The 12,618-nt window shown below is 35.6% G+C and carries 12 protein-coding genes; 3 read left to right on the top strand and 9 right to left on the bottom strand.

What is annotated here, in order from left to right:
- Positions 1–85: 85 nt before the first annotated feature.
- Complete coding sequence (locus tag BXU11_RS08265) at positions 86–1,372, bottom strand: anthranilate synthase component I family protein (protein WP_078211942.1); 1,287 nt, start codon at positions 1,370–1,372, stop codon at positions 86–88.
- Between the two features lie 204 nt (positions 1,373–1,576).
- Between BXU11_RS08265 and BXU11_RS08260 the strand changes: the two genes are divergently transcribed.
- Together BXU11_RS08260 and BXU11_RS08255 are read left to right on the top strand one after the other, a co-directional pair.
- Entirely contained in the window at positions 1,577–2,497 is a 921-nt protein-coding gene (locus BXU11_RS08260) for a DUF4349 domain-containing protein (protein ID WP_078211940.1), read from the top strand.
- A gap of 289 nt (positions 2,498–2,786) precedes the next feature.
- A complete protein-coding gene (locus BXU11_RS08255; RefSeq protein WP_078211938.1) occupies positions 2,787–3,161 on the top strand; it encodes a DoxX family membrane protein in 375 nt (124 codons plus the stop codon).
- 63 nt (positions 3,162–3,224) lie between these two features.
- Here the strand turns inward: BXU11_RS08255 and lpdA are convergent, their stop codons facing one another.
- The 7 genes from lpdA to BXU11_RS08220 form a co-directional block, all read right to left on the bottom strand.
- Positions 3,225–4,628: a dihydrolipoyl dehydrogenase gene (gene lpdA, locus BXU11_RS08250; protein ID WP_078211936.1), complete on the bottom strand. Its 1,404-nt coding sequence runs from the start codon at positions 4,626–4,628 to the stop codon at positions 3,225–3,227.
- Positions 4,629–4,793: 165 nt separating this feature from the next.
- On the bottom strand, positions 4,794–5,609 hold the full coding sequence (locus tag BXU11_RS08245; RefSeq protein WP_024982622.1) for an SDR family oxidoreductase: 816 nt from the start codon (positions 5,607–5,609) through the stop codon (positions 4,794–4,796).
- 50 nt (positions 5,610–5,659) lie between these two features.
- Positions 5,660–6,109: a hypothetical protein gene (locus BXU11_RS08240; RefSeq protein WP_024982623.1), complete on the bottom strand. Its 450-nt coding sequence runs from the start codon at positions 6,107–6,109 to the stop codon at positions 5,660–5,662.
- Between the two features lie 195 nt (positions 6,110–6,304).
- On the bottom strand, positions 6,305–6,718 hold the full coding sequence (locus BXU11_RS08235) for an Rrf2 family transcriptional regulator (protein WP_024982624.1): 414 nt from the start codon (positions 6,716–6,718) through the stop codon (positions 6,305–6,307).
- 568 nt (positions 6,719–7,286) lie between these two features.
- Positions 7,287–7,685, bottom strand: a complete 399-nt coding sequence (locus BXU11_RS08230) for a cytochrome c (protein ID WP_024981752.1) — start codon at positions 7,683–7,685, stop codon at positions 7,287–7,289.
- Positions 7,686–7,814: 129 nt separating this feature from the next.
- Positions 7,815–8,855 (bottom strand): PLP-dependent cysteine synthase family protein, encoded by a 1,041-nt coding sequence (locus BXU11_RS08225; protein ID WP_078211934.1) that lies wholly within the window; start codon positions 8,853–8,855, stop codon positions 7,815–7,817.
- A gap of 68 nt (positions 8,856–8,923) precedes the next feature.
- Positions 8,924–10,984 (bottom strand): S9 family peptidase, encoded by a 2,061-nt coding sequence (locus BXU11_RS08220; RefSeq protein WP_223253698.1) that lies wholly within the window; start codon positions 10,982–10,984, stop codon positions 8,924–8,926.
- A 140-nt stretch (positions 10,985–11,124) separates the two neighbouring features.
- On the opposite strand from BXU11_RS08220, the gene BXU11_RS08215 reads away from it, so the two are divergent.
- Complete coding sequence (locus tag BXU11_RS08215) at positions 11,125–11,445, top strand: YbaB/EbfC family nucleoid-associated protein (RefSeq protein ID WP_078212165.1); 321 nt, start codon at positions 11,125–11,127, stop codon at positions 11,443–11,445.
- 58 nt (positions 11,446–11,503) lie between these two features.
- On the opposite strand, the gene BXU11_RS08210 is transcribed toward BXU11_RS08215, so the two are convergent.
- On the bottom strand, positions 11,504–12,532 hold the full coding sequence (locus tag BXU11_RS08210; protein WP_024981748.1) for a low specificity L-threonine aldolase: 1,029 nt from the start codon (positions 12,530–12,532) through the stop codon (positions 11,504–11,506).
- Between the last annotated feature and the right edge of the window lie 86 nt (positions 12,533–12,618).

Raw genomic sequence — 12,618 nt, 5'->3', positions numbered from 1 at the left:
AAAAAAGATATAGCGGATAGCTGGAAACCCTATTGCCAAAAAAGCCTATTGTTAGCGATCCTAAAAAAGTATAGAACTGTTTTTTTTATTCTAATACGGTTTTCATTGCTTTGGCTTTGAGCAAACATTCTTCGTATTCTTGCTCTGGAACCGATAGCCCTGTGATAGCACTTCCGACCGAAAAAGAAAGGTATTGTTTCTTTTGATTGTACAAAATACTGCGAATGACCACATTGAAATCGAAATCACCTTCGGGAGTGAAATAACCTACTGCCCCGCTGTACAAACCTCTTTTGGTCGCTTCTAATTCTTCGATGATTTTCATTGCCGAAATTTTGGGAGCTCCCGTCATACTTCCCATTGGAAACGTGAGGCGCAATACATCAATAACTGAATATTTTTCGTCCATTTTTGAGGTGATGGTTGAAATCATTTGATGGACTTGCATAAAAGAATAAATGCCGCAAAGTTCTTTTACTTGCACCGAACCTTTTTGGGCGGTTCGCGATAAATCATTGCGAACCAAATCGGTAATCATAATATTTTCAGCGCGTTCTTTTGGATTTGAAGCCAAATCATCTTTTGCTTTTTCATCAGCCGCTGGGTCTTCGTAGCGTTTTGCGGTTCCTTTTATGGGTTGCGAAATCAAATCTTCTCCTTCTTTTCTCAAATAGCGTTCTGGCGTGGCAGACAACAAATAGTGTTGGTTATTTTTTAAGAAAACTGCAAAGGGTGGTTGCGAAATAGCGTTTAACTTTTGAAACTTATCGAGCGGTTGAATGGTTGCATTTTCTGCATAAAATTCCATACAAAAATTGGCTTCATAAATGTCTCCTTTATGAATGTATTCCTGCATTTTTTGCACTTGCTCGATGTATTTTTTTTGGTCTATTCTAGCTTGTACTTCAACAGACTCGGAAGCAGTACTTTGTTGAGGAACAATAGTCGTGATATCTTGATAATCTTCTTGCAACTCGTCATCACATAAATGCAAGTAGCGTGTCTCAAGCTGATTGCCTTTTAGCAAAAAAATCTTTTTGGGTTGAAAGAAGAATAAATCTGGGAAATCCAAGCCGTCAAAGTTATTGGATTGTAAACGCTCGCTATCGTTTTTTAAATCATAAGACAAATAGCCAAACAGCCAATCCTTGGTCGTTTGCTGATACTGTTTTAAATCCTCAAAAGCATTATCATAATCGGTTTGCAGCAGCGTGAAAGCGTCTACTGCCAACAAACAATCATAACTGGAATACGCTTGTGGATAATTATTGCTATCCAAAAAAGCAACTTCACGAAACTGCTGTGCCCAATGCAAAAGTTGTTCCTTAAAAAGTGAAGGATTGTCTATAGTATAAAATTCAGAGACTCTCAATAATAATTATTTTAAGCTCCAAAATTACGACAAAAAAATACCTTCTGTCTCCTTCCTCAAAAAAATTGGCACACTTTTTAATAGGTAAAAAAAGTACTACTTCACTAAATAAAATTAGGTATTGATTAAAAAACTACCCTTACTCCATTTTGGAACTCTTATTTGAATTTTAACCCTTTTTTAATCTATTAAACTATTTTATTTATGAAGACAATTGCAAAAGCAGGCATCCTAGCCGTAATCATCGCAGTAGTACTATTTTCGTGCAAAAAAGCTGATGTTTCGGCAGAAGAAACCGCCGATTACGCTGCAGCTGTTGCCGATAGCGCAACCGTTAGCAATACCCCAGAAAAAACCACAGAAACTCCAAAAACTGTAGAAAAAAGGAAGCTCATTCGAACAGCAGATATCAAATTCAAAGTAAAAAGTGTCGTCCAATCGACCAACTTGATTGAGAATACCACTAAAAAATGGGGTGGTTTGGTTACGTACTCCAACCTTCAAAGTACCATAAATGACAAAATAAGTACTAAAATTAGTCAAGACAGCACGCTAGAAACCACTAAATACCAAGTTGAAAACACCATCACCCTTCGTGTACCGCAACAAAATATGGATACCGTGGTAAAAGAAATTGCCAAAGAAATTGATTATTTAGACTACCGATTAATCAAAGCAGATGATGTAGCGCTACGATTACTATCCAATGAATTGTTGCAAAAAAGAAGTGCTACCAGTGAAAAAAGAGTAGCTAATGCCATTGATACAAAAGGTAAAAAAATCAATGATGTTATGAATGCCGAATCGCAACTTGAAAATCAAAAAGCTGCAAGTGATACTAGTCTTATAGATAATTTATCGCTGCAAGACCAAATCAATTACAGCACTATTACCCTTCAGTTGTACCAAAGAGAAGTTGTAAAACAGGAATTGGTAGCCAATGAAAAACAAGGGTACTATTTTGAACCAGCTATTGGAATTCAAATCTTGGATGCGTTGCAATCGGGTTGGTTTCATTTGCTATCGTTAGTAGTTTTCCTTTTGAAATTATGGTGGTTAGCGCTAATTGGTTTAGTACTATACTGGATATTCAAGAAAGTGCCTTTCATAAAAAACATAAAATAAAGTCTGTATATTCATTCGCTTAAAAAATCAAAATCCGAAAAACAAGACTCGCAATTCACTATTTATCAATATTTTACTTAAATTTGATAGACAATTAAACATTTCCTAAAAAAATAGTTTTAAAAGTAGTACCAAACCAAGAAATGATTCGTTGTTGATTTCAAAAAAAGTAACCCCTAAAATATATTGTAAATATGAAATCGCCAGTAACAAAAGGTTTGTTGCAAACAAACACCGATAAGCAAAAAGCGATACCATATATGACCGCTAACAAATAAATTTTACATATATGAAAGTAGCCACTACTATTATTCGAATTTTGATTGGACTCTTACTACTGTTCGCTTCCATCAGTTATTTTTTTCATTTAGTGCCTGAGCCTGAAACAACAGGAAATTTTAAAGCCTTCAATGTAGGATTGGTAGCTGCAACCTATCTTATGCCTCTAGCCAAGGGAATTGAACTTTTATGCGGATTAGCTTTTGTTAGCAATCGTTTTGTGACTTTAGCCAATATTTTGATTCTTCCCATCACGATAAACATATTGTTCATCAATATCTTTTTAGCTCCCGAAGGCATCCCGATTGCTGGCGCTTTATTCTTGGGGAATTTATTCTTGATTTATCGCTATTGGGATAATTATAAAAGTGTTTTTACTCCTTGATTAAAAAAACAAAACCCGTCTCATAATCACGAGACGGGTTTCTTATTTTTGAAAGTTACGCTTTTATACGTGTAACGCTCTATTGTCTGTAGCAGCTAATGCCGCTTCTTTTATCGCTTCCGCAAAAGTAGGATGCGCGTGTGACATTCTAGAAATATCTTCGGCTGAAGCTTTAAATTCCATAGCAGTCACTGCTTCTGCAATCAAATCGGCTGTTCTAGCTCCAATCATATGAACACCAAGAACTTCATCCGTTTTCGCATCAGCAAGGATTTTTACAAAACCATCTAAATCTGCACTAGCACGTGCACGACCCAAAGCTTTGAAAGGGAAATTACCCACTTTGTAGGCTACTCCTGCCGCTTTCAATTGTTCTTCTGTTTGTCCAACAGCAGCAACTTCTGGCCAAGTGTAGACAACACCAGGAATTAAATTATAATCGATATGTGGTTTTTGACCTGCTAAGATTTCAGCTATCATTGTACCTTCTTCCTCAGCTTTGTGAGCCAACATCGCGCCACGCACCACATCACCAATAGCGTAGATGTTTGGAGTAGATGTTTGCAAGTGGTCATTCACTTCGATTTGACCTCTGTCAGAGATTTTTACACCCGCTTTATCTGCATTCAATCCGTCAGTATAAGGACGACGACCTACAGAAACTAAAGAGTAATCTCCTTCTAAAGTGATGATTTCACCTTTAGCATTTTCAGCTTTCACAGTTACCACATCACCAGCTCTTTCTACCGATTGTACTTTGTGAGAAGTGTAGAACTTCATTCCTTGTTTTTTAAGGACTTTGGTCAATTCTTTAGACAATGAAGCGTCCATTCCTGGAATGATTCTGTCCATAAATTCCACAACAGATACTTGCGCACCAAGACGTAAATACACTTGCCCTAATTCAATTCCAATTACACCTCCACCAATAATTACAAGGTGTTTAGGCACTTCTTTTAATTTTAAAGCTTCGGTTGAAGTAATTATTCTTTCTTTATCGATTGAGATAAAAGGTAAAGAAGAAGGTTTAGAACCTGTTGCGATAATGATATTTTTGGCTTCAATGGTTTCAGAAGTTCCGTCAGCTTTGGCAACCGCAACGTGAGTCGCGTCTACAAATGAACCCAAACCGTTAAAAACTGTGATTTTATTTTTATCCATCAAAAACTGAACACCTCCAGAAGTTTGATCCACAACTGCTTGTTTGCGAGCAATCATTTTCTCTAAATTCACTTTAACGGCACCAGAAAGTTCAATTCCGTGATCGGCAAAATGTTTAATTTCATCATAATGATGTGAAGAAGCTAAAAGCGCTTTAGATGGAATACATCCAACATTTAAACAGGTTCCTCCAAGTGTGGAGTATTTCTCGATAATTGCGGTTTTGAAACCTAATTGTGCGCAACGAATTGCTGACACATATCCTCCAGGACCAGAACCTATAATGACTACGTCAAATGAACTCATAGTGTGTTGATTTATTTTTTTGTGAGCCAAAAATAAGCAATAAAGTTAGGTTTGAATACTACTTTTTAAGGTTTTTTTTGTGTGAATTTCATCAAAAAAACGTGTTCCCTGTATAATCAAATACAAGTACACGTTTGAAACAACAAAATACTACAAATCTAACAGTTACAATTTAGCAAAATCTTCAAAACTTATGTCCCATGTCTTAGGATGTTCATCCCCTCGCCAAGTCACTTCCGTTCCTCCGTCAATCACAATATATTGACCAATAATAAATCGCGAGTCGTCTACTAATAAAAATTTAACCAAAGGCGCTATGTTTTCGGGTTTACAAAAATCACCTAAGGGTCTGGGCAATTTATTGATTCCTTCGGCTTTTCTCGGATCCTTTAAATCATGTTCGATCATGGGCGTCAAAACCACCCCTGGAGCAATTAAATTCATCGAAATATTACTGCCTGCCCACGCTTCTTTGAATGCATTTTGACGTGCCCATTTTGTAATAGCCGTTTTACTCACCTGATAAGTCCAAAAGGGTTTTTCTTTAATTAATTCAAAAGCGCTGTCAAGATCAAAATTCACTAGAGCATCCACCACTTCATTAGGAATTCCGGGAGTAATCACTACCGAATTAGACGCATTAATTACTACTCTACCGTTTCCAGATTGTTTTAAATACGGTTGCAAGCCTTCTAACATTCTAACAATTCCTATGAAATTCAAACCAAATACAAGTGATGCATTCTCCCCTCCCGCACCAGCATTGGCAAAAATACCATCAATTTTTCCATTACTCAATTTTACAATTTCTTGCACCGCTTGATCAACTCCTTCAATTGTGGACAAATCGGCCTGAATTTCAGCATCGTCGGTATTGGTTACGCCAATTATTTGCACCCCGTGTTGTTCAAAATACAATCTACTAGCCAGCCCCATTCCTGTTTGCGAACCTGTAATTACAATAGTTTTAGATGGTTTCATTGTATTACCATTTAAATTAATAAAGAAAACTTTGAGCTAAATAAACGTATTTATTCTCGATCTAAATGCAAACTTGTTTTGGTTTCATAATCTACCAAAGTTGCTACAAAACCAGAGACTATTCCTGTTACAATGGAAGCCGTGCGGTGAGAAACCTCGATTGCACCGAAATATTTTTGAAATAAAACCGCAAAAATAGTTACTAAACCAAACGCAAATACGCAGTGTTTAAGTGCTTTCAGAAAATAGCCTGGAAAATAGGACGGTTTATCTTTCATTTTTGTGGTTAAAAAAGCAATGGAAGTCACAAAAAAGCATAAGGAAACCGCCAAAGGCACAGCTTTTGAAAAAACCGAAGGTACTGTGCTTGAAATACTATCTTGAGTTAAAAAAATGGTAGGATACTGCTCCCCCATAGCATACCAGTAGCGCGTAGTATTGATGATTAAATTTATTACACCGGCAATTATAGAGCCAATAATGATGTTTCTTTTTGTCATTTTACTTTTAATTTCATCTGTTTATACATCATTTTTTCCTAAAATAGCAAAGAGGATCACGATACTAAAATACAATTCATTTACTTAAAATAAAAGTAACAAATATCTAGTCACAAAATGTTAAGCAAGTTCTAAATTACGAATAAAACTCACAAAACACTTAAAAAAACAAGTCATAAATCAAAAAGAAGTATATTAATTCGATACTATGGAAGCAATAGTAATGTTTTGCATGGATCGCAAAGTTTCTTCACGAACAGAAATTAAACTATGACGCAGATGGCAAGTTGCTTCATTTTTACAATCACTACAAGGTTCATAAAAGTTGAGTGAAGCACAAGGAAGAAGTGCAATAGCACCATCAAATAATCGATACACATCCGCTAAAGTGATTTCGTTTTTGGATTTCAAAAGATAATACCCTCCTAATTTGCCTTGCTTACTTCCTACTAAATGGGCACGTTTTAAATCCAAAAGAATCTGCTCTAAAAATTTTTTAGGAATAGAAGCTTCTTCAGAAATAGCATTAGTTTTCACAATAATTCCCTCTTCTTGTTGGGCCAAATAGAGTAGAGCTTTTAAAGCGTATTTCGTTTTTTGTGACAGCATCTGTATTATTTTTGGCTAAAATACAAAAAAAACCAAGAATGACTCCGATTGTATTTTAGTGGTTGCGCTTTACTTTTAACCCAGATTCCGCATTAGAAATCTACTACAACTAAATTCTTCTTCAAAACCATGAACTTACTCCTATTTTTAAATTCAAAATACAAAAGTATTCCTTCTTCAAAAATAGTCCGTGAGCTCCTGCTTTTATTGAATAATTCAGTTTCGCTACGAAATCTAATGCGGATTCTGGGTTTAAAATAATCAAAGAAGGGTTGTATCCATACAAAAACCGACTTCTTCCCCAAAAAAAGTCGGTTCGAAAGATACAAAAGTAACAGCATTCAAAATTTTTATTGCAAATGATAAAATACGGTGAGTATGTACCTAACCAGCCAATACATTAGCGTAAAAACAACCACTGCTGACAACAAAAAGCAAATGGAATTAATAACAATATTAGGTAAGACACGCCAATGATGCGGCACATATTTAGGATCACGATGCAAACGTTCGTGTATCTTATTTGCAATTATTTTAGATTGCTTTTTGATTGGAGTTTCTTTTTACGTTATTTTTCTAAGGCCCGAATATAATTTACCAATTGCCAACGTTGATCTTCAGTAAGAAGTTCTTCATAACCCGCCATTGGTGATTTTCCATTGGTGATTTTCCAATAAATAACACCATCTGTTTCTTTTTTTACTTTAAAGGCTAAAAAATTAGCTGGTTTTTTATCTAGTGTTAGTCCCGCTTCTCCATTTCCTTTTCCTTTTATTCCATGACACAAAACACACATTTGTTCATAAATACGTTTTCCCTCAGCAGTAGCTTTACTATTTCCGGCCAGAGGATTCTTTATTGCATCGGCTGATTTTGGCGCTTTCCAATCAGAATCTTGGGCAAAAACAGTAGTACTTCCAATACTAAAAAAAAGAAAAATGAATAAAAAAGTGACATTAGTTTTCATAGCGAAATCGTTTTAGTTTGTTACTCAAATATAGCTGAATCTATCAATTTACAACCTGATAATTGTCAGTTATTTTAAAAAAAAACTGTAAAAAAAGCGTCTCCTGAACAGAGACGCTTACTTGTATTATTACTTAATAAACTCTATTTTTTGAACTTCCTCTTCATTGATACTGTCAAAAAAACCTTGATCATTCATCCAATCGTCACTAAATACCTTACTCATATACCGTGAGCCATGATCCGGAAAAATAGCAATTATATTACTATTTTGGTCAAATTCACCTTCCTCAGCATATTGTTTTATAGCTTGCAACACTGCCCCAGAAGTATAGCCTACAAAAAGTCCTTCTTTGCGAGCTAATTCTCTGGTGGAATGGGCACTTTCTTCATCGGTGACTTTCATGAATTTATCAATAACATCAAAATCAGTAGCCGTTGGGATTAAATTTTTCCCCAAACCTTCAATACGATATGGATAAATTTCGGCACTATCAAACTCTTTGGTTTCATGGTATTTTTTAAGCACTGATCCAAAGGCATCAACGCCTAATATTTTAATGGCAGGATTTTGTTCTTTCAAATACTTGGCAGTACCTGAAATGGTACCTCCTGTTCCGCTACAAGCTACTAAGTGGGTGATTTTACCATTGGTTTGTTTCCAAATTTCTGGTCCCGTAGTTAAATAATGGGCATCAATATTCAATTGATTAAAATACTGATTGATATAAACCGATCCTTTCGTTTCTTCGTGCAGTCTTTTCGCTACGTTATAATAGGAACGCTCATCATCGGCTGATACATGAGCAGGACAAACATATACTTTAGCGCCCAAGCTTCTGAGCATATCAATCTTATCTTTAGATGATTTGGAACTCACCGCTAAAATACAATTGTATCCCTTGATAATGCTCACCATGGCAAGACTAAATCCCGTATTCCCTGAAGTCGTTTCAATTATAGTATCGCCAGGAGTCAAAATGCCTTTTCGTTCTGCCTCTTCAATGATATACAAAGCAATTCGATCTTTAGATGAATGCCCTGGATTGAAAGCCTCAACTTTTGCATAAAAGTTACCTTTTAATTCTTTTGTTACACTATTTAGCTTTATAAGAGGAGTATTTCCTATTAATTCTAAAACATTATTAAAAGCGTTTATTTCTTCTTTCATAAATAAATGTTAACCTGAGTTGTGAATCAAACAAGAAGGTAAGATACAAATCTAACAAAAAAATTCAATTACTTATTAATTTTCTCTAAATCTAGCAAAAAACTAAACTCTCTTGCCAACTCTTTCAAGGACTCAAATCGACCTGAAGCCCCACCATGTCCTGCATCCATATTGGTTACTAGATACAAGGCGGTATCCCCCTTTTTTACAGTTCTCAATTTAGCCACCCATTTTGCAGGTTCCCAATACTGCACTTGAGAATCGTGCAAGCCAGTTGAAACAAACATGTTAGGGTATTTTTGCTCTTTGACATTATCATAAGGTGAATACGACAACATATAATCGTAATATTTTTTACTGTTTGGATTCCCCCATTCGTCGTACTCCCCTGTTGTTAATGGAATGCTATCATCTAACATGGTGGTAATAACATCCACAAAAGGAACTTGAGCAATTACACCGTGGTACAATTCAGGCGACATATTCACGATAGCTCCCATCAGTAATCCTCCTGCCGAACCACCTTCGGCATACAAATGAGAAGCCGAAGTGTATTTTTGTTCTATCACAAATTTTGAGCAATCGATAAAATCAGTAAACGTATTTTTTTTATGCAATAATTTCCCGTCTTCATACCATTTTCTTCCTAAATCTTCACCTCCACGAATATGAGCGATTGCATAGACAAATCCTCTATCCAATAAAGTCAATCGAGTAGATGAAAAATAAGGTTCCATAGTGTTTCCATAAGAGCCATAAGCATACAATAACAACGGATTTTTACCATCTTTCTGAACTGATTTATGATAAACCATTGAAATAGGCACTTTGGTACCATCAGTAGCCGTAGCCCAAACTCTCTCTTCGACATAGTTGTTTTTGTCAAAAGTACCACCTAGAACCTGTTGCTCTTTTAAAACTACTTTGGTTTTGGTAGCCATATTAAAATCAATCACAGACGAAGGCGTAGCCATAGACTGATAACCATAGCGCAAGACATCTGTATCAAAATCGATATTTGTAGTGGTATAGGCATTGTAAGTTTCATTATCGAAAGGCAAATAATAATCTCCACTCCCACTCCAAGGCATAATACGAATATGATTCAAACCATTAGAACGTTCCTCAACTACTAAATAATTTTTGAAGATATCAATCCCTTCCAACAACACTTCTTCTCTGTGTGGGATAACATCCTTCCAATGCTTTTTTAAAGTAGTAGTTTCAGGAGTTTTCATCAACTTAAAATTCGTTGCTTTGTCTTTATTTGTCAAAACATAAAAAGAATCTCCATAGTGTGAAATACTATATTCTAGACCACGAACTCTAGGTTGAAAAACTTGAAACTCCCCTTCCGGTTGATCAGCATTCAAAATTCTACACTCGGTAGTTAGTGTACTACTAGAACCAATAACCAAGTATTTTCTTGACTTTTCTTTATAAACATACACATTGAAAGTGTCATCTTTTTCGTCAAATACTAAAATATCTTTTTTAGAATCTGTCCCTAATTTATGACGATACACCTTGTCTGATCGTAAAGTAACTTTATCTTGTTGGGTGTAAAAAAGAGTCGCATTATCATTGGCCCAAACCGATCCACCCGTTACATTTTTGATAGTGTCGGATAAAATTTCGCCCGTTTCTAAATCTTTAACTTGAATCGTATAAATCCTTCTCCCTTGGGTATCAATACCAAAAGAAGCATATTTATTATTAGGACTCACACTTAATCCACCCAACTGAAAATAGGAATGCCCTTTAGCCATTTCATTACAATTGAAGAGAATTTCTTCGGGAGCCGAAAGACTTTCTTTTTTTCTCGCATAAATAGGATAATCTTGACCTTTCTCGTAGCGAGTTATATAGTAATAGCCATTATAAAAATAGGGAACCGATTGATCGTCTTCCTTGATACGCGCCTTCATCTCCTCAAACAGTTCGGTTTGAAATTGCTTTGTGTGTGCAGTTTTAGCATTGTAATATTCGTTCTCTTGATTCAAATAAGCAATAACCTCAGGATTCTCTCTTTCGTTCAACCAAAAATAATTATCAGTACGTGTATGCTTGTGTTTTACTAATTGTTTTGGGATAATTTTTGCTATTGGAGCTTGAATATTTTCAGACATAGTTTGTGCTTTAACTTTTGGAATTAAAGCTGCAAAAATAACACAAAGGCACCCGAAACAAACGGTTCTTTTCATAAATTTTATTGATTATGTATCAGCAATATAGTAAATTTGCGCTAATAATTTTAAATAAACCAAAAATGGATTTAATGGGAATGATGGGGAAACTAAAAGAAACCCAGCAAAAAATAGAAGACACTAAAAAAAGATTGGATAGTGTTTTGATTGACGAACAAAGTTCAGACGGCTTATTAAAAGTTACACTTACTGCCAACACAGCGGTAAAATCGATTCATATTTCGGATGAGTTATTAGAAGACAAAGAACAATTAGAAGATTATTTGATTTTGGTTATGAACAAGGCAATTTCAAGAGCTAACCAAGTCAATCAAACAGAACTTGATGCTGTAGCAAAAATGGATATGCCGATGATCCCTGGAATGGATAATCTATTCAAATAGTAACTTTTCATTAAAACAAAAAAAAGGATTTACAGTAATTACTATAAATCCTTTTTTTTTACACTACAAACAAACGCTGCAAGGTTTCTATTACATAAGAATGCATTACTTCTCTATAATCCAAATGCGTCACAATTCGAAGTTTTCCTTTTCCGAGTGAACTAATTGCAATGTTTTTTTGGCGCAACTTCTCGATCAATAAAGCATCACTCAAACTAGGAATCACTTTAAAAATCAAGATATTCGTTTCCACTGGTTCCACGGATTCAACCCATGGCAATCTACTGAGCAATAATCCTAATTCTTTGGCACGACGATGATCCTCTGTTAATCGCATGATATTGTTTTCAAGTGCATAAATTCCCGCAGCCGCTAAATATCCTACTTGACGCATTCCGCCTCCCAAAATTTTACGAACCCGAAGCGCTCTATGAATGGTCTCTTTATCGGCCAACAAAACTGATCCGATAGGTGCGCCTAATCCTTTGGACAAACACACAGAAATGGTATCAAATAATTTTCCGTACTCTTTAGGATTTTGCCTTTTAGCCACCAAAGCGTTCCAAATTCGGGCGCCATCCATATGAAACTTCAAGTTATTGCTAGTACAAACTTGCTTTATTTGTTGTAATGTTTCTAATTCATAACAAGCGCCACCTCCTTTATTAGTAGTATTTTCTACACACACCAAACTGGTTTTGGGGCTATGATAAAATTCGGGATCATTTATCGCTTCGGCCACTTGAGCCGCTGTAATCATGCCTCGAGATCCATCTAGTAAACAACAAGAAACCCCGCTGTTAAACGAGACTCCTCCTCCTTCATAATTATAAACGTGGGCATATTTATCTGCAATAAGTTGTTCTCCAGGTTGCGTATGTAATTTAATCGCCGTTTGATTCGCCATAGTCCCTGAAGGAAAAAACAAACCCGCTTCCATCCCAAACATGGCCGCTACACGTGCTTCTAATTCAATTACTGTTGGGTCTTGCTTGTAGACATCGTCACCAACAACCGCTCTGAACATATATTGCAACATTTCGGGAGTGGGTTTAGTCACAGTATCACTCACTAAATTAATTTCCATAAGAAGTATTTATATCAATCACAGTAAGACCTTAGCTTGTGCTGTGCTATTTTTTTTATATTTTTGCAAAACAAAATTAATTAAAA

This window comes from Flavobacterium sp. LM5, from assembly GCF_002017945.1.
GTDB lineage: Bacteria > Bacteroidota > Bacteroidia > Flavobacteriales > Flavobacteriaceae > Flavobacterium > Flavobacterium succinicans.
Note: the sequence above shows the minus strand (reverse complement) of the source record. Positions and strands in the feature narration are given on the sequence as shown.